General features: G+C 56.2%; 13 protein-coding genes and 1 pseudogene. 6 read left to right on the plus strand and 8 right to left on the minus strand.

Going from position 1 to position 17,877, the window contains the following annotated elements; translation table 11 throughout:
* From B2R17_RS12885 to B2R17_RS12895, 3 genes and pseudogenes are all read right to left on the minus strand, one after another.
* Nucleotides 1–250: pseudogene (locus B2R17_RS12885) on the minus strand (DUF4178 domain-containing protein); the annotation flags it as partial.
* The gene (locus tag B2R17_RS12890; RefSeq protein ID WP_286764300.1) at nt 247–741 is read right to left on the minus strand and encodes an S-adenosylmethionine decarboxylase family protein; all 495 of its coding nucleotides are present in this window, start codon (nt 739–741) and stop codon (nt 247–249) included. The gene B2R17_RS12890 and the pseudogene B2R17_RS12885, both read right to left, overlap by 4 nt.
* 58 nt (nt 742–799) lie before the next feature.
* Nucleotides 800–1,930, minus strand: coding sequence for an SPFH domain-containing protein (locus B2R17_RS12895; RefSeq protein WP_008655174.1), 1,131 nt, complete (start codon nt 1,928–1,930; stop codon nt 800–802).
* A gap of 760 nt (nt 1,931–2,690) precedes the next feature.
* Here B2R17_RS12895 and B2R17_RS12900 point away from each other — a divergent pair.
* Both B2R17_RS12900 and B2R17_RS12905 read left to right on the plus strand, forming a co-directional pair.
* Complete coding sequence (locus B2R17_RS12900; protein WP_286764301.1) at nt 2,691–5,417, plus strand: DUF1592 domain-containing protein; 2,727 nt, start codon at nt 2,691–2,693, stop codon at nt 5,415–5,417.
* 51 nt (nt 5,418–5,468) lie between these two features.
* Nucleotides 5,469–6,872 carry a DUF1552 domain-containing protein gene (locus B2R17_RS12905; protein ID WP_008655176.1) on the plus strand — a complete coding sequence of 468 codons (1,404 nt, stop codon included), beginning with the start codon at nt 5,469–5,471 and terminating at the stop codon, nt 6,870–6,872.
* A gap of 206 nt (nt 6,873–7,078) precedes the next feature.
* Here B2R17_RS12905 and B2R17_RS12910 read toward each other — a convergent pair whose 3' ends face one another.
* The 4 genes from B2R17_RS12910 to B2R17_RS12925 all read right to left on the minus strand — a co-directional run bounded on the left by B2R17_RS12910 (nt 7,079) and on the right by B2R17_RS12925 (nt 10,801).
* The gene (locus B2R17_RS12910; protein WP_286764302.1) at nt 7,079–8,023 is read right to left on the minus strand and encodes an SMP-30/gluconolactonase/LRE family protein; all 945 of its coding nucleotides are present in this window, start codon (nt 8,021–8,023) and stop codon (nt 7,079–7,081) included.
* A complete protein-coding gene (locus tag B2R17_RS12915; RefSeq protein ID WP_286764303.1) occupies nt 7,941–9,473 on the minus strand; it encodes an SLC13 family permease in 1,533 nt (510 codons plus the stop codon). The genes B2R17_RS12910 and B2R17_RS12915 overlap by 83 nt, the downstream gene beginning before the upstream one ends.
* Entirely contained in the window at nt 9,470–9,919 is a 450-nt protein-coding gene (locus B2R17_RS12920) for an RbsD/FucU family protein (protein WP_008655179.1), read from the minus strand. The genes B2R17_RS12915 and B2R17_RS12920 overlap by 4 nt, the downstream gene beginning before the upstream one ends.
* 63 nt (nt 9,920–9,982) lie before the next feature.
* Nucleotides 9,983–10,801, minus strand: coding sequence for a sugar phosphate isomerase/epimerase family protein (locus B2R17_RS12925; RefSeq protein WP_008655180.1), 819 nt, complete (start codon nt 10,799–10,801; stop codon nt 9,983–9,985).
* A gap of 305 nt (nt 10,802–11,106) precedes the next feature.
* On the opposite strand from B2R17_RS12925, the gene B2R17_RS12930 reads away from it, so the two are divergent.
* A complete protein-coding gene (locus B2R17_RS12930; protein ID WP_236618008.1) occupies nt 11,107–11,565 on the plus strand; it encodes an FKBP-type peptidyl-prolyl cis-trans isomerase in 459 nt (152 codons plus the stop codon).
* Between the two features lie 98 nt (nt 11,566–11,663).
* On the opposite strand, the gene B2R17_RS12935 is transcribed toward B2R17_RS12930, so the two are convergent.
* Nucleotides 11,664–12,881 (minus strand): endonuclease/exonuclease/phosphatase family protein, encoded by a 1,218-nt coding sequence (locus B2R17_RS12935; RefSeq protein WP_286764304.1) that lies wholly within the window; start codon nt 12,879–12,881, stop codon nt 11,664–11,666.
* A gap of 318 nt (nt 12,882–13,199) precedes the next feature.
* On the opposite strand from B2R17_RS12935, the gene B2R17_RS12940 reads away from it, so the two are divergent.
* The 3 genes from B2R17_RS12940 to B2R17_RS12950 all read left to right on the plus strand — a co-directional run.
* The gene (locus B2R17_RS12940) at nt 13,200–14,207 is read left to right on the plus strand and encodes a PP2C family protein-serine/threonine phosphatase (RefSeq protein WP_286764305.1); all 1,008 of its coding nucleotides are present in this window, start codon (nt 13,200–13,202) and stop codon (nt 14,205–14,207) included.
* A 412-nt stretch (nt 14,208–14,619) separates the two neighbouring features.
* The gene (locus B2R17_RS12945) at nt 14,620–16,620 is read left to right on the plus strand and encodes an Hpt domain-containing protein (RefSeq protein WP_286764306.1); all 2,001 of its coding nucleotides are present in this window, start codon (nt 14,620–14,622) and stop codon (nt 16,618–16,620) included.
* Nucleotides 16,617–17,877 (plus strand): diguanylate cyclase domain-containing protein (locus tag B2R17_RS12950; RefSeq protein ID WP_286764307.1); only part of this gene is annotated, 1,261 nt, incomplete at its 3' end. The genes B2R17_RS12945 and B2R17_RS12950, both read left to right, overlap by 4 nt.

A 17,877-nucleotide genomic window follows, 5' to 3' on the forward strand; every position in this document is an offset into this window, starting at 1 on the left:
CGCCTGCCGCATGGTCGTATTGAACACGGCCGATCACTTCGAAAGGCTTGCCGCGAAAAGATCCGGTGGAACCGAGTTGAACGACCGAGTCCGTTTCGACGAGATCGCTGACTTTGCCGTAGTCCTCGATGTCTTTGTCACCACGAGCGACCGCGGTATGGCAAAACTCGCAGACGCTGACCATCGAGTTCCCAAACCGGAATTCAACGGGAGCCCCACAGCCGGGACACGAAGCGCGGCGAACCTTCATTCGGCGACCTCGATGATTGCTTCCGGAATGTGTGCGGACGATGCGTTGCAGCAGTGTGTGTCTGAGGCTTCGTTGGTCTCCCAAGCTCCTCGACGAAGGTGTCGGACTCGCACGTGGGTCGCGTTCAAACGAGATTGCAACTGCGTCTGCCAATCCCACACCGCGGTTTCTCGGCAGCAAACCAGATTGAACGTGGCAACGCCGTGTTCAGGATACGTGTGCACTGCCAGGTGCGATTCAGAAAGCAGATACAACGCGGTGACACCGTGTGGCGGCCCGAAGACATGCGACTGAGGTTCGCCGACCACTTTCAGCCCCAGCGAATCGATCACGTCGTTGCAGATGGACTGGATCGTCGCCAACGACTGGAGTGATTTGGCGTCGCAGCCCGACGCATCGACGATCCATTGCCCACCGACGCTGATGGACGGCGCAGCGGCGGATCGATCGCTCGTCGTGTTCATCGTTGCATTGGGGGGCGTTGCGGGCACTCAGTTCACTCCGTTGTCATCATTCCATCACGGTGGCCGTGAAAGTCAGTCGCCTGGATCAGTTCGCTGGCGGCGGTGGTGGAGGGCTGCCAGCGGCCAGCATCGATGCCAACGCGGGAACATCCTTGGCCATCAACCAGCCGCCCATGCCCGACGACCAAACCATCGATTCGGCTCCCATCTCGCCACTTCCGATTCCGGATCGGATTTGATCGGCGGAGAATGGACCGTGTGTCACGCCATCCTTTGCTACGTACCAAGCCGTTGCCGCGGGCGGTGGTGGAGGTCCGCCGGATCCAGCTGCTGCACCGGGATTCATCGCGCCCGGATTCATGGCTCCGGGCATCATCCGACCGGCCATCGCGACGCCGAGTCCCAGTCCCAAACCTTCGGCCGCACCACCGCCGCCACCGTTTTCGGCGGCCGACGTCATCGCTTGGCCCATTTGGTATTGCTGGAACCGATTCATGTCGCCAATCACGCCCATGCTCGTTCGCGTGTCGAGGGCTTTCTCGACCGACTCGGGAAGCGAAATGTTGACGATGAAAAGCTGGGGGCAATCCAGTCCGTACTCGTCGTCGATCTTTTCAACGACACGTTCGCGAAGCTGAGCGGCGAGCTGCTCATAGTTGCTGGCCAAATCCAACGCCGCGATTTGCGAGGAGCCAATCAGGTCCGCGAATGAAGATTGAATGATCGATCGCAACAAAACGTTGACGTCGTCGGCGCCAAACTCACCATCGGTACCGACGATCTCCAGCAACAATGCTTTGGGATCAACGGCACGCAAAGCGTAGGTTCCGAAAGCGCGAATCCGGATCGGACCGAACTCGGGATCTCGCAACATGATCGGATTGGGTGTGCCCCATTTCAGATCGGTCAGCTGGCGGGTGCTGACGAAGTAGACTTCGGCTTTGAACGGGCTGTCGAATCCGTACTTCCAACCTTGCAGCGTTGTCATGACGGGCATGTTGTCCGTCGTCAGTTGGTAATGCCCGGGTGGGTAGATATCGGCGATTTCGCCTTTGTAAACAAAGACGGCCGTTTGGCCCGGACGCACAATGAGTTGTGCTCCGTTCTTGATTTCGTTGTCATGCCGAGGGAATCGCCACACCAACGTGTGTTGTGTGTCATCGATCCATTCGATGATGTCAATCAACTCTGAACGAATCAGATCAAACAGTCCCACGTCGCATCTCCTGTGTACGGTCTTGAAATCGTTGCAAAGCCTAGGGTGGTTGGGGGGCAAGGTCAAACGGTGGCCAAGCCGAAACCCCAAACGGATTCAAGGAAGCGGAATTTTAGCGTTTCGGAACAATCCGGTGGCTCAGCTGAATCGATTCTTTCGCTAGACCGATCACGCTCAACGCCGAACCCAAACGTTCTGTCCGGACCATCACGATCCAGGCCATCAGGCGGCAACGATCGAGATCCCAACCCTTTGGGCTCCCGTCAATAAAACAGGCTGGAACAATCCGCGTTCGGGGCGCTGTTTTCGATCGATGTATGCGGCCGCGTCACGTGCCGAGATACCACTTTCGGTACGGTCACCGGCTCTATCCTACAACTGCCGGGGACACCGCCAGGTCACGCAGCCGATCAAGGCAAAATGCGAAGGCGGTTTGTAACAAATGTTGGCAGTGCGATAGATCGGACGTTTGGTGCGGCGGCGAGAGAGCCGAGAGCCCCGGATCGACGCGTTTTTCGGGGTAAATCGCGTTGTTTCACCGCGAGCGAATTCTCGATCGATTTCGTGAAAGGTATTCGGTCACGCTATAGAATCTGTTACAATGGACGTCGCTGCGGTTCGATATACGCCCCCTCCATGGACGGCTTGCTATCGTTTCTTGCAGTCCTGCCTCACACCATCCCACCTATCGCAACGATTGAGTCAATCGGCTTCGTGATTGGATTGCATCCAATTTTGCCGTCGATCGCTCAGCCTGCCTATGAAATCCGATTGCATCCTGCCGGGAACTCGCTGGACTCGCGTACTTTGTTCGTTCGCGGGCACGCTAGTATTGTTGACGACCTCAACCATTCACGCTGACGAACCCGAGTCAGAGGTTTCCGCGACGGCCGATTCCAAAACGGTCGAGCCCACCACCGATGATCTGACCGCTTGGGAGAACTCCGGTTTTCTGAAGTTGGAAGAGTTCTGCATCGATTGCCACAACGCGGACTATCAAGAAGCCGAAGTGGATCTGACGCTTCTCAGCACCGCCGAAAAGATTCGCGAAAACAGCGAGTTGGCAATGCACTCGATCAGCATGATTCGCTTCGGTGCGATGCCACCGGAAGATTCCGCGTTGCCAACAGTCGAAGAACGACGTCAACTCGCCGATCAACTCGATGATCTGGTTTATCACGCCACTTGTGACTTGCGTCCCAAACCCGGTCGCATCACCGCGCGTCGTTTGAACCGCGCCGAATACAACAACGCCATTCGCGACTTGTTCGGAATGGATCTTCGACCCGCCGATCAATTCCCCTCGGACGAAGTCGGTGGTGGCTTTGACAACAACGCTGATGTGTTGTCGCTGTCGACCATGCTGATGGAAAAATATTTGAAGGCCGGCGAATCGGTTGCTTCGACTGTCATCGTTGATCCCGCAACTCTGCCATCGCTCAACAAGACGTTCGCCGACCAAACCCTGCACACGATCGGCGAAGCAAAGTTGGCTTCGTTTGGCGAATGGTTCATTCGCGGCGACGGCATGGTGTGGTGCGAGGTCGATGTTCCCGTCGAAGGCGAGTACTACTTCGACATTCGTGGCGGCACGAACGTTCGTCGATCGGAACTGATCGCGGCGAAAGAGGAAGAGTCAGAAGACAAGGACGCCGATTCGAAGGACGCCGAAGCGAAAGACTCGGACGATAACCGCAAGGACCGAAAGCGAGATCGTCGGAGGGACGAAGACAAAGAAGAGCCCAAGGAAAGCGACAAAGTCAATCGTTGTGTGATGGTGCACAACGAAGAGGGACTGTTGCTTGAGATCCTCGATTTCAACTACCAGGAAAAGAGTGGCCCGACCGACGGTGAGTCGTTCCGAGCAACGCTCAAACCCGGCAAACACAGGTTCTTCTTTTCGCCGACCGATACCTGGATCGATGAGCTTCCCAAGTCAGAAGATCGCAAGGACCCATGGCGTATCGGCGAATCGGTTTCAGAACGTGTGAAAGCATTGACCGACGAGGAACTCGCCAAAACCGTGTTGCCCGCCGGTGAGAAGGTTGAAGTATCGCGTCGGATTTCCGATGACGAGTTCAACTTCAAATTCAAGACTGTGTCGATCAAAGGTCCTGGGCCACAAAGCCGCAAGGATTTGCCCGCCACACAGTCGCAACTGATCATCCGATTGGCTCGCGAACGAAGCGATCATTGGGAAGACGTTTACAAGGCGGCCAAGGTAAATTTGGAACCGTTGATGCGTCGAGCTTTTCGCCGCGAAGTCAGCGAAGAAGAAGTCAAGCGGTACGCGACTTTGGTTGAAGCAGCCACGGACCGACGGGAGTCGTTCTATGTGGGCATGCAACAGGCCATCACTGCGATTCTGTGCTCGCCGAGTTTCTTGTTCCGTATCGAACTGCCCGAAACAGACGAAGCCCGCGAGTTGGCGGCGACCGGCGAAGCGGTTCCGTTGTCGTCGACTCAGCTGGCCAGCCGATTGTCGTTCTTCTTGTGGAGCAGCATTCCCGACAAAGAACTTTTGCAAGCCGCGAAAGAGAATCAGTTGGTCGACGAGGCCAAACGGCGGCGTCACATTCACCGAATGTTGGATGATCCGAAATCGATGTCACTCGGCGAACAATTCGCCACTCAGTGGTTCGGGTTGGGCAACTTGAAGGCTCGCGACATGGCGGACTTCGGCGGCAATGAAGAAGGTCCCGCGATCACGGTCGATGACTTGGCCGCCGAGACTCACGCACTGTTCGACCACGTGCTGAAGAACAATCTGCCAGTGACCGAATTGCTGACCGCTGACTATACATTCGTCAACGAATCGTTGGCGGACTGGTATGGCGTAAAACTTCCTGAATCCAAAGAAGTGGACGCTTTTCAAAAGGTGTCGCTGGCCGACGCGGGCCGACGCGGGATTTTGGGCCATGCCGGCGTGCTGACGCTAACCAGCTATCCGACTCGAAACTCACCGGTTCTTCGCGGCAAATGGATTTTGGAAAACGTCCTCGGAACGCCTCCACCAGAAGCCCCGCCGAACGTGCCCGAATTGGAAGAAACACGTGCGGCCTCGGCTGACGCGACCCTTCGCGAACAGTTGGAATTGCATCGTGCCGATCCTGGTTGTGCCTCGTGTCACCGCGTGATGGACGCCCTCGGGTTTGGTTTGGAGACAATGGACCACCTCGGACGACTGCGACCGCCCAGCGATCCATCGGTTGCCGACGCCAACGGAGAGCTTCCTGGCGGCCGTTCGTTCCGCGGCGCGATGGAATTGAGCGAAATGTTGGCCAGTACCGAAACACGACGTTTTGCTGACACGACCGTCCGCCGATTGTTATCCTTTGCTATTGGCCGCGAACTGCGTCCTGCCGATAGATGTTTTGTAGAAGCCATTTTGGATGAAGCTGAAGGCGAAGGTTACCGTTTGCGGGACCTCGTCGAAGGCGTCATCAACAGCCCTCCGTTTTTGACCACCAGCGTCCCCGCCTCCTGATCGTTCCTTCCTGCCTGCCCAAGGCTCCTCGCCTGAACTAAGGAAAGTCACATGAAAGACTCGATGAACGTCCCCAACGCTCCCAACCAGCCCAACTCGATCGTCCAAATCGGTTCGTCCCGTTTGAGTCGCCGCACGATGCTGCGAGCTTCCGGGTTGGCTCTCGGATTGCCGTTGCTCGAAGCGATGACGCCAGCCGGTCGAAGCGCATACGCAGCCAAAGAAGCGTTGCAGATGACCGACGTTTCGCGTCCGGTTCGCATGGCATGCGTGTTCTTTCCCAACGGTGTGATTCAGCCCAAATGGCGTCCCAAGGTGGACGGCGATAACTGGGAGATGGGCGAAACGCTCAAGCCACTCGAAGCTTTCAAAGACAAGCTGAACGTCATCTCGAACTTGGCTCACGAAAACGGACGAGCGGGTAAAGACGGAGCGGGCGACCACGCTCGTGGTGGATCGACATTCTTGACCGCGGCACGTCCAGTCAAAACGAGCAGCAACATTCGATTGGGAATCTCGCTCGACCAAGTCGCCGCAACCGCACTGGCCGGCCAAACTCGTTTGCCGTCGATTGAACTTGGTTTGAACGGCAGCCGGAACGCTGGCAGTTGTGACTCCGGGTACAGCTGTGCTTACTCGTCGAACATCTCCTGGAAGAACGAAACGCAACCGATGCCAAAGGAAACCATTCCTCGGCTTGCGTTTGAGCGAATGTTCGGTTCCGGTGACGCAGCGATGGAACGCAAGCAACGATTGGCCCGAAAGAGCATCCTCGACGTTGTTCGCGGTGACGCAGAGCGGCTGATGAAGCAGGTCGGCAAGACCGACAAACGCAAGCTGGATGAATACTTTACCAGCGTGCGTGAAATCGAGACTCGGATTGAGCAAACCGAAGCCGAAGATCGCAAGTCACTGCCCGATCTCGAAGTGCCGATGGGCCGTGTCACCGCATTCCGTGAGCACGCTCGTTTGATGTATGACTTGATGGTCGTTGGATTCCAAACCGATACGACCCGAGTCGCAACCTTCATGCTCGACACCGCGGGCGGCAATCGCACGTATCCCGAGATCGGTGTCAAGGAAGCTCACCACGGTTTGAGTCACCACCGGGACAAGACCGAGACGGTTGAGAAGATTCAAAAGATCGATCACTACTTGGTCGAACAGTTTGCTTACTTCCTCGAGCGACTGGATTCGGTCGAAGAAAGCGGCGGCACGCTGCTGGACAATTCGATGGTGCTGTACGGCAGTGGACTGGGCGACGGAAACCGTCACACCCACCATGATTTGCCAATCGTGCTGGCAGGCGGTGGCGGTGGTCAGATCAAGACCGGACGTTACTTGCAGGCAGCAGAAGAAACGCCAATGGCGAACTTGTTCCTCAGCATGCTCGATGTCGTCGGAACGCCCGCGGAAGAAATCGGCGACAGCACCGGCCGCCTAAGTCTGTCCTAACCGACGCCAGACTTCATCCAGATGCCCACGAGGCATCTGTGCACGTACGTCGGGCTTCCAAGCCCGACGATCCCCACCTTCCACGACGCGGGCGACTCTCTGCATCAAGCGGGCGAACTCTCTCGCCCGCATCGACCATCAAACCATTAGCGTCCCTGTCGCTGATGCTCACGAACAAGACGCTGATAATCGCGTTCAAGCGTCACTCAACGCAGCCCGCTGACACGCATCGGGATCGTGTACACCGCATCTTTCGCGGTGATGAAGAGCTCACGGTGTCCCTCGCCGCCAAACGTCACGTTGGCCGTCCAGCCCTTTGGAACGGCAATCGTTTCGAGCTTGTTGCCGTCCGCATCGAAGACGGTCACACCAGCTCCGCCGGTCAGGTACAAGTTGCGTTGTTGATCCAGCGTCATTCCGTCGCTGCCCATTTCACAGAACAGTTCGCGGTTGGTTAGCGAACCGTCTTCGGCGATATCGTAGCGATAGGTTTTCTTGTCGCCGATGTCCGCGATCCAAAGCTGGCGGTTCTCCGAGTCGCCGATGATGCCGTTCGGTTGAACCAAATCATCGACGACCTGCGTCAGCTCGCCGTCTTTGGAGAGTCGATAAACGCCGCGAGGGTTGTCAGACGGGATGGTGTGCTTCCAGTAAGGTCGTTTGTAGAGAGGATCGGTGAAATAGATCGTTCCATTGGTGTCGACCCAGCAATCATTGGGGCCGCCAAAACGACGACCGTCCACTGAATCCACCAAGACCTTGTGTGACTTGTCGTTCAGGTTAATCGACCACATCTCGTTGTTCGCGTCGGCGCAAGCGATCAGCTTGTCAGGGGCGACAAAGAACAATCCGTTGCTGCGTCCGCATGGCGACAACCAATCGGTCAGCTCGCCGGATTTCGCGTCGTAACGAACGATGCGATCGTTGGGTTGATCGGTGAAGTAGACGTTCCCATTGTCGTCCGCGGTCGGGCCTTCGGTGAATTTGTACGACTCACCGATCAGTTTCAGCTCTGCTCCCGGCTGAACAACAGAAACTGGTTCTGCGGTTGCTGCGGCAGACGTAGTGTCATCCGCGAAAAGGTTGCAACTCAGGATGGAAGACGAGGTGATTGCGACCCATGCCAATAGCCGCCGACGCATTGGATTCATCTGTTGATTCACTTTCGGGGACTGGAGGGACAATGTCCAATCGCGGCATCCAGTCCATTCCCGCGACGGTCAAAGAAACCATCGTAATCACAACAGCGGCGATCAAGTTGAGGAACAAGCCGTTGCGAGCCATCTCGTCGGTGCGGATGCCTCCCGCGCCGAAGACGATGACATTGGGGGCGGTCGCGACGGGCAGCATGAACGCGCAGGAACAACTGATCGTTCCCGGCAGCATCAACAACTCGGGCGGCAGTCCTACTTCCGAAGACAACGCGGCCAAGATCGGCAGCAACAACATCGCGGTCGCGGTGCTGCTGGTGATCTCGGTCAGAAACGTGACCAGCATGCAAATGGACAGGACGATCGCCCATGGCGGTGCTTCCTTTAGAAACGCGAGTTGTCGTCCAATCGAGACGCTCAATCCCGATTGATCAAACCCGGTGGCGAGCGCCATGCCGCCGCCGAACATGATCAAGATGCCCCAAGGAATTTTCGCGGCGGTGTCCCAATCCATCAATCGTTCTCCGTCGTTCAGTCCACTCGGGCAAATGAACAGAAACAACGATGCGGCCAAAGCAATGGTCGCGTCACCAATCAGGGTGCCGTCCCAAGGCAGCAATCCCGTCCAGCCACCAAGCGGGCTGGATCGAAAGACCCAAAGGAATGCCGTCACGGCAAACACGATCAACAAATAAATTTCGTTGCGTGCGATGGAATCCATCGACGGCATTGAGACTGGGCGGACGTCATCGATCTTGCGAGTCAGCCACCACCAGATGATCGGCAGCATGATGATCGTGACTGGCAAACCGAACATCATCCAAGTTCCAAAGGGAACCTCGACGCCAAATTTCGATTCCATTTCGCCCATGAACACAACGTTGGGCGGTGTTCCGATTGGAGTCGCCATGCCGCCGACGCTGGCCGAATAGGCAATCCCCAGCAGTAGCGGAACTCGGAGTTTGGGATCGTCGGCTTGCGAGAGAACCGCCAAGGCGATGGGCAACATCATCAGTGCGGTGGCGGAGTTGCTGATCCACATCGAAAGCGACGCGGTGGCAAGCATGAACCCCAAAACGAGGCGTTTTCCACCTCGACCGCCAACCAATTTGACCATGTTGATTGCGATTCGGCGGTGAGCCCCACTGCGTTCCATCGCGGCGGAAAGCAGGAACCCTCCCAACAACAGCAGGATCATCGTGTGTCCGTACGCTTCGGCCACCTCGCGGTGACTGACGACTCCCAGAGTTGGCAATGCCACGAACGGCAACAGCCCCACGACGGCGATGTGCAGGCATTCGAAGATCCACCACAACGCGCAAACGATCGCAACGCCGGCACACATCGTGGCGGGAAGCGACAACCCATTGAGATTCGCGAAATAGCAAATGACGAGAGCGACCAAAGGCGCTATCGGCAGCATCCAGCGGGAGATCTTATCGAAATTCATCCATCCATCCGCACACCGAGGGTGAGCAGAAGGTTGGCATAGCGTTGTTGGTCACCGGTTTGGATCGTCAGCACATGGTCATCGGTGATGACGTGGTCGTAGAAGGACCATTTTTCGAGCGGTTGCAGTTCGACGCTGCTGCCGGCATCTTTGAATGACTTGCGGTACTCTTCCCAAACCGGTGGATCGCCATCGAGAGCGTAGGGGCCGTCGGCCTCGGTTTGCATGGTCATCGCGGCTTCCACTGGAATCGCCGATAGCAATGCTTTCAAAACTTGATCGCATGAAACCAAACCAGGGCTCAGGTTCAGGCTAACCAGTTTCGCGTTGGGGCCGCGTTTGTTCAGTGCCGGATAGTTGCCATCCGCGATCAAGATGGTGCTGTGGTGACCGGCAGCGGCACAGACCGCCGAGATTTCGGGGTGGATCAAGTTGGACAAAAGCATGGGGAGAGCCTCGGTCAGTGTGGTTCTAAAAGTGGGGATGAATGATTGTTCGGGCAGTCGGACCTAGCCAATGCTGCTTTTCAAATTGGCAATGCTTTCGCGGGCCAGGGTTTCTGCACCAGGCGAATAGTCGAAGACTTCGACGCTGACCCAACCGTCATAGTCAATGTCTGACAGTGCCTGCATGATGGGCTGGAATGGCACGTCGCCCATGCCGGGACCGAGCAGATTGGGGTCGTTGGCGTGAAAGTGGATCATCGAATCGGCGTGTTCGCGAATGACGGTTTCAATCGGTTTGGATTCGCTGCTCATGGCTTTGACGTCCAAGTGCAAACCGATGTGGTCATCGTCGATCATTTCAGCCAGCCGGACGCCTTCGTCGGCGGTGTTGAGAAAGTCGCCTTCTGCTGGTCCGAGTGGTTCCAGAGCGATTCGAACGCCATGCGAGTGAAGTGCCGGCACAACACCGCGCAGGACTTCCGCTGCGTTTTCCATCGCCTCGTCGATCGATTGGCCTTCGGTGCGATTGCGTTGCTGAGGCGACCCCAACACCATGACTTTGCCGCCCAAGTCGGCACACAATTCCGCCAGATCGCATAAATACGCGGTTGTGCTGGCACGAGTGATCGCGTCTCGCGTCGTCAGGTGATAGCCCTCGGTCTTGGCCAGCAACCAATGCAAGCCAACGCACTGCATTTCCGCGTCGGTCATTAAATCGCGGTAGGTGCGACGTTCGGACTTTGAGAACGACGAAATGTCATCGGACAACATGAATGGGGCCACTTCCCACCCGGTGTAACCCGCGTCCTTTGCCAAGCGAAGGGCGTCTTCCACGGGCATGTCACCAAACGTTTCGTTGCAGATTGCGTAACGGAAAGGCATGATTCGGGGCTGTCTTCGATTCTAGAGTTTTGGGTCGGGATCTGGTCCTGTCACGGTCTGACAATGTAGGCTGTCACGCCCCAAGATGGCAGACGTGCAACAAAAATCGCTTTCGAGAGCGAAGAAGGATTCGTCGCAGTCGTGCTTCTTAGGAACGGTCCGGAAAAGAATTGTCAGGCTGCCGTCGCCAAAGTCGCCCGGCCGGTGATTCGCAAAAAGTTGCCTGACACCCGCTTCCGGCTGACCATTAACCGTTCACTTCGCTCTTCCAATTTGCGTTTCACTCTTCCAGTTTGATCGAACCGATGAATCTTCCGTCCAAATCCACCATGGCTGCGCTGGCATTGGCTTTCGCGATGTTGCCAATGGGATGCAATCTCTCCACGCGGTCCAGTTCACCCGGTCCGGAAGACCCCGACGCTCCGACCGAATTCACGACGACTGATTCGGGATTGAAGTACCGCATTTTGCGAAAGGGCAGTGGAGACAATCCGGGACCAGAAAGCTTTGTGACGGTGGACTACGTTGGATGGTTGGACAGCGGTCGCGAATTCGACAGCTCATACAATCGCCGCGAACCAACCAAATTCAATTTGTCGAGCGTCATCCCGGCTTGGACCGAAGGAGTTCAATTGGTCAGCGAAGGTGGCATGATCGAACTGGAAGTTCCGTCCGATCTTGGTTACGGGGTCATGGGCAGCCCACCGGAGATTCCACCAAATGCGACGTTGCACTTCAAAGTGGAACTGCACGACGTTCGCTAGACGAGTTTGCTGAATGCGACCCGCAGGGTTACGCGATCATTCGAATGCTTCGGGCTGTTTGGTCTTCCGGACAGCCTGAAAGATCGTCGCCGAGCTCACTACGGGCTCGGTCGTTCGATGTCGATCCAAACCATTCGGTGATCAGTCGCTCGGACGCGTTTGCCCAGGTCGGTTTTTGCATCCGGCCAGACGACGGCGGAGCGAAGGACATGGAGGTTGCTGGATGGCAACACATAGTCCACGCGAATTTCGTTGCGGCCAAACTTCGCGGTGGAAATCCCATGTTGCGAACTGGTTGGCATCGCGTCTTGCACTCGAGGGTTGCTGATCAGATTGGCGATGCCGCTTCGCAGACTATCGCCTTGCTTTGGATCCGAGTTTAAATCGCCCGCGATCACGAACATCGCATCTGCCGCCGAGTCGCTCTGCAATCCACCGACGGTTCCGGAGTCGTCGATGATCCATTCGGCGTCCGGTTTGGAAATGTACTCGTTCCAAAATCGGATTTCGTCGTGGTTGCGTTTTCCGTTGCGATCTTCCTTGCCGTCAAAGACTGGCGGAGTTGGATGGCTGGCCAGCAAGTGCAAGGCGCGTGGATTGGATCTGCCATTGCCCGCGGATGCTTCACTTTGACTGGTGGGGATCAAGATCGGAACGTCCACGTGGTTCTTGCTGGACAACCGCAACGATTGCCAAACCGTGTCGCTGTAGTAGGAACGTCCGGTGACAGGGTCGACCGGCTTCAATGCATCCGGCATCGTTGACCAGCGGAATGTTTGAAACGTTCGGATGGCATCGCGATCAATTTCGAATTGGCTGAGGATCGCCATCGCGTACTGACCCGGATACTGGCCGAAACCGTGAGCATCGGTTGGGAGCTCAACGTCGCCGTCCGAATCCAAATCAAGCTTGCCAAGCAGTCCCGTGTTGGTGGGAATGGACCAGCGATATGGATAGTCGATCGCAGCGTCGCCTTTTGCCAAGTAGCCGTTGACGAATGCATCGAGCGTGCGACCGTCGGCGTCGTGATCGATTTCACATAACAGCAAAATGTCCGGTCGCACGGTCTGGATCACCGTCGCCAAATCGGTGGCTTGCGAATCATCACCAGCCAGCAACCGCTCAGCGACTTCACCGGCTTTCTTCCCGTAGAGCGATACGTTGAAGGAAGCGACGCGGATGGCGTTGGGTGATTTCTCCACGAATTCTTCTGTTGCCGATGAATCGGAGGTGGGTGGGTTGTCCTGGCCGCGGCTCACATTGGGAACCAACGCGAAACACGCGACAAAAACCGTTGTGGCGAGACGCAAATTCATAAACCACCTACTCGGGGGAACGCTACAATGTTGGTCAGTCCAGGGGACATTGGTTTTCGCAGGGTAACACCAGTGTGGCAATGAGTGCTTTGCTCGCGATTGAAGTTGTGCTCGGCAACGGTCCGTAGATTGCATTTGCTGATCGCGTGGCGGGTCGGTAACGCGGATCGACGATTGTTCGCGATGTTGGAACTTTGTCCGGAACCAGACGTAATGAGTGATGTGGCGGGCAACGTTGCGGTTTGCCTGTCCGTTCGCAGAACGTCAATTCGAATGCCATGGACGTGACCGCATCGAGCCAGAGTTTCCAGGGATCCAGTGAATACAGAATCTTCCATTCGTGCAGCGGGACGAACCGACGTTGGTCAACGTCGAAAAGACAATCAGGATCAGTTTCTGATCGCTGAGCTGCGGAAGTCCATGCAAATTCACTCCACCAGTTTGGCGTTGGATGAAGAATGCATGCTGTTCGGAGGTAGAAGCGGTGAGCTTTTGGTGGTCGCCGATGGCATGGGTGGCCACGCGGCTGGACGACGAGCCAGCAACTTGGCGGTGGATCATTTGATCTCGCAGTTGCTCAACAACATTCACTGGTTCTTGCATTTGGACGAGGACCATGACGAGGCCTTCATCGAATCGTTAAAAGCTTTGTTGCAACAGACCCATACCAAATTGCTCGCGGAGGCACAGGACGCGACCCAGCATCGTGGGATGGGAACGACCCTGACACTGGCCTATCTCGTTTGGCCTCGTATGTACGTCGTGCACGCTGGCGACAGTCGTTGCTACCTGATCCGTGACGGCAAGTGTGAGCAATTGACGACCGATCACACGCTAGCGAAACAGTTGGTGGATGCCGGTGGTATGAAGCCCGAAGACGAAGCGGGCAGTCGTTGGTCGAACGTTCTTTGGAACGTGCTCGGTGGTCACGGCCACAATGACTTGATCGCTGAGGTCCGACGAGTCGAGTTGCAGAAGGGCGACACGGTGGTGCTGTGCAGTGACGGACTGACTCGATACATCGATGAAGCGACGTTGCTGTCCATCGTTCAGCAATATGGTGATGACGTCGACGAGATGGCGGATCACTTGGTTGCGTTGGCGAACGGATCCGGCGGGATCGACAACATCACCGTCGTGGTCAGCCGCCCGAACGGAAACGGAACGTCAGGCGGGGAAAGCGATCTGCCTCGATCGGTGCCTTTGGTTCAATTGGATGACGAGAGCGATCTGCAACCCGATTTGAAGGAATCGATGAGCCTGCAGGAACTGCAATCGTTTGCAAACGAAGACACACTGCCGGATGAGCGTTCCAAATCGGAATGATGGGCGGGCCAACAGGCGATTCGCAACTTGGGCGAAGCATCGTCGATAGCTGAGCGGCCGTTCACTCGTGCGAGGCAGTTGTGCATCAGGGAATTCCCCGACGCGCGAAATCACCCCGGGTTCACTCGGGGTTCGAACATGCGTTCTGAACCGGTTTTGATCGTCCGATGCTGGAATGCGAGGATGCTGTGACTGTACATCGGTGAGGCAAAGAGTTCCGGTTTTGCGGGTTTTTCGGATCGCGTCAGGTGGGGCTGAGACTTGTCTTCAATTTGATCGGCGAAGGGCCCGTTCCCCCCGAAAAAGGCAGGCATGTTTGTAGCGTGCCCCAAAATGCAATCCGACTCCCAGGGTTCTTCACTGACCTGAAGGAGTCGGATTGCATTTCCTTCTGCCCCGTCTGATTCTCTCCATGTCCCCGCCCGATCGAATCGACGTTTCATTGGCACATCCAGGTGCAACCGGTCTTTATCGACTGAGTGAAACGGGACGACTCCTGGACGCCAGCGACGAGCTTCTGCAGATCTTCGATGTGGCTTCCATCAAGGAACTCCAAAGCATCGGTGGTTCATCGGAACCCGGCCGGACGCAGATTGTTCCGTGGCATTCGCCTCAGAGCACCAGCGGGCAAATGTTTGCCGACTATTTCTCGCGGCATCTGCCGATCAGTCAGTGCCAAACGGATATCGAGATCGCCGGGCAGCAACGAACGATTGTGGAAACACTGGTTCCGATGCGCAATTCAGCCGGGCATTTGGAACAATGGTTGGGAACCGTTCACGATTTTACCGCGACGCAGACACAAAATGTCGCCGCCTTGAAATTGGCATGCGCACAAGCGGACGCGAAAGAGTCCCAACTTGGTGAGTTATGCGACCAAGTCCGTTGGGCACTCGGACGAATTCGCGAATCGGTTCGTGCTGGCGACTCTCCGTGCATGACCAACGCTTTGTGCGACACGATCGAACACTTGGTGAATTTGGAATCCGAATGCAACTCGGATAGTGAAGCCACCGCCGACTTGGAACTGCAGTCACTCAAGGATCGACGGCAAGGATTCCGGTTGTGTGAGCTGGTGGAGGATTTGGCTGAGTCGGCCGCTTCCGAAATCCATCGAGCCGGTCGTCGCATCACCGTGCAAATCGGTCACGATCTGCCTCCCGTGGTTCGAGGCAACCTGCAAACCATCCACTGTGTTCTGGCGAACTTGTTGCATCACGCGGCATCGCATTCAGATTGGGGCGATGTGAAGTTGATCGCTTCCAAGAATGGAAAACGAACAACATTCGCGATCCATGTTGCGCGGCATTCGTTTACCGACACTGGTGCGAACAGTTTTGCGCCCGAGCAATATCCGTCGGAATGGCGAATTGCGTCCCGCTACGCACAGCGATTGCACAGTGATCTGAAACCGCGAATTTTGCCTTCGGGTTGTTTGGAAGTTGCTTTTGACACGACTTTGGTCGAGGACACGGATCTGCGGTCCAGCCAACACCCGGAATTGGTGCTTGGTGAAAACACTCGCGTGTTGATCGTGACTGCGCACATAGCGACACGAGATGCATTGACAGAGATTTTGGCGGGGTGGCGAATCGCTTCCTCCACCTGCGACGAATTGGATGTTGCTTTGCAACGCATTCGGATCAATCAAAAGATGGGACGGAGTTTTGATGCGATCCTGATTGACGAGTCGATCTTTGCCACACGCCAAACGTTGTCCAAAGAGACGTTGGAATGCTTGGCGACATCAGCGAACATTCGCATTCAGTCACGCGGGACGACTTGCCAGTCCAATTTTCATCATCGATTGCGAGCACCGGATTGGGTTTGGACGGTATCCGAACCGATTCGCCAAAGCTGTCTTCGCACCGCTTTGATTGGTGCGACGAAAACGGGCGAGCCTGATGAATCGGATTCGTGTCATCAGTGTCATGCTGGTTCGTTGCACGCGCAAATGAACAACGATCCCGTCGTCATCTCAAAGATCGATCCGCCCGCGAATATCGTTTCTCGGCGGCCAGTCGAAAGCGAAACGACTATTGAACCAGAGCTCGAGCCAATCGAATCGTCGTTGTTGATGAGCGTCGAGGATTTGCAAAAGGAGTGTGGTGGAGACAAGGCTCTGTCTGCGGTGGTGATGGAAGTCATGTGTTCTTCCATGCCAATGCGTTTGCACGAGATGCAAACCGCGGCGGATCGCGGCGATCTAGAATCGGTGACTCGGCTCGCTCATCAAATGTCCGGTGCCGCGAAAGATCACTCGATGACCGCGGTCGCTGAGGTGACATCGCAACTGACCGCCCATGCGATCTCGAAGAACAATGAAGGAGTTCGGACGTGTTTGTCGGCATTGTCCAACCGGGTCGAACAGACGATTGATTTGATGCAATCGTTGTTGGAGGAATCGTTGTGAGCACGTTTCCGTCCAACCCAATGAACGATCTGCAGGCGTTGCAGTCCGTCGAGAATCTTGCTTTCCCCGGCATCGCGACCGCGAATGGGACGCTTGATTCCACGGAGTCCTTGTACGGCAGTGCTGAAGCGCCGGCCAAGTCCCGGGGCAGTGATCCCCAAACGATCTTGGTCGTGGAGGGTTGCGAGGAGACTCGCGAAATGTTGACCCAGATGCTGCAGTACCGGCAGTACCGCGTTCTTCCCGCCGCGACGGGGCGAGAAGCGATCGTGATAGTTCAACAACAGCACGTTGATCTCGTGTTGTTGGACGTTGATCTACCGGATTTGGATGGTTTCCGAACGGCGCGGTTGCTGCGGCAAATGATGGACTTGAGCCGCTTGCCAATCGTGATGGTGACATCCGAGAGCGATCAGAACGAGATTGTGCGGGCATTCGACGCCGGCGCAAACGATCACGTTTGCAAGCCACTGGATCCCGCCGTCACCATCGCTCGCATCGCGACGCAGTTGCAATTGAAGTCCGCGTTGCAACGTCTCAGGCAGAGCGAAGAACGCTATGCCTTGACCGCTCGTGGCACCAACGACGGGATGTGGGATTGGAACCTCGTGACCGGCGAGTTGTATCTGTCTCCGCGTTGGCGAAGCATGGTTGGTTTGGATGGTGTCTCATGGACGCCGCATGGGTCCGAGTGGATGGATTTGATCCATCACGAAGATCGCCGACGTGTGCAGTTGGATCTGGAGGCTCACTTGTGCGGTGAGACCGACCATTTCGAAACTGAACTTCGGATGCAAGACGGACACCAAACCTATCGATGGATGCTTTGTCGAGGGTTGGCGGTCAAAGACTCACACGGCACCGCCTATCGAATTGCCGGTTCGCTGACCGACATCACCGAAGGCAAAGTTGCCGACGCGCTGACGGGGCTTCCCAACCGGATGCTGTTCAACGATCGAGTGCAGCGATGCGTGGACCATCAGGCTCGCAATCCGCAAAACCGATTCGCCGTCATCTTCATGGACGTCGATGATTTTAAATTGGTCAACGATCACTTCGGTCACGATGCGGGCGATGACTTCCTGGTCAGCATCGCCTCGAGACTGGATACCTCGCTTCGCAAATCCGACGCGATTATTGCTCGAATGGGCGGCGACGAATTCGCGGTGTTGCTGGAAAACATTCGGCACGTCGATGAAGCGGTCGCCGTCGCCATGCGGTTGCACGACAAAATGCGGGCTCCGTTTCCTGTCGGAG

It is taken from the genome of Rhodopirellula sp. UBA1907, assembly GCF_002337565.1.
In the GTDB taxonomy this organism is placed as follows: Bacteria; Planctomycetota; Planctomycetia; order Pirellulales; family Pirellulaceae; genus Rhodopirellula; species Rhodopirellula europaea.